This is a genomic window from Planctomonas deserti (assembly GCF_003067705.1).
Lineage (GTDB): Bacteria > Actinomycetota > Actinomycetes > Actinomycetales > Microbacteriaceae > Planctomonas > Planctomonas deserti.
In genome coordinates this window covers 1-508 of the sequence record NZ_QANL01000240.1, presented here as the reverse complement: position 1 = coordinate 508, position 508 = coordinate 1, and the positions used below count along the sequence as shown (strand labels likewise).

Annotated in this window: 1 protein-coding gene; it reads left to right on the top strand. The window is 67.5% G+C overall.

Features of this window, described 5'->3' with window-relative positions:
- A partial coding sequence (locus DAI20_RS20480; protein WP_168927723.1) for an MFS transporter occupies positions 1-508 on the top strand: 508 nt, incomplete at both ends.

The window sequence follows — 508 nt, the reverse complement described above, 5'->3', positions numbered from 1 at the left end:
GTACCTGTTCAAGGGTGTCGTCCCGCTGAAACTCGATCGTCTGGACGCCCACCTCGGGCTGCATGCCGCGCTGGCGCTGGGCTACGCCCTGGCCGGGACAGCGCTGTGCGCGATGGCTACGTTTGAACCGGCTACTTCACGTGCCTATGCCAGTGCTGTACTGGTGCTGCTTGGCGTTGGAATGGGGCTGGCAGTGCCGGCGACCGGCATGGCCGTCATGGCCAGCGCGCCGGTCGAGCGCGCGGGTATCGCTTCAGCCACGATGAACGCATTGCGCCAGGCAGGCATGAGCCTGGGCATCGCGCTGCTGGGCAGCCTGATGGGCCAGCGCGCCGTACAAGAGTTCGCTACTTCCGCACAGGCGGCCGGGCAGCGGGGGCTGGTGGCACAGGCGCGCGAAATGATCCTGCAACCGAGCTCGATGCAGGACACGCCGCAGATGCTGGCGTGGTATCGCAGTGCGATGGCCAGTGGTTTCGGCTGGGCGATGGCGGTGGCCGGTGCGCTG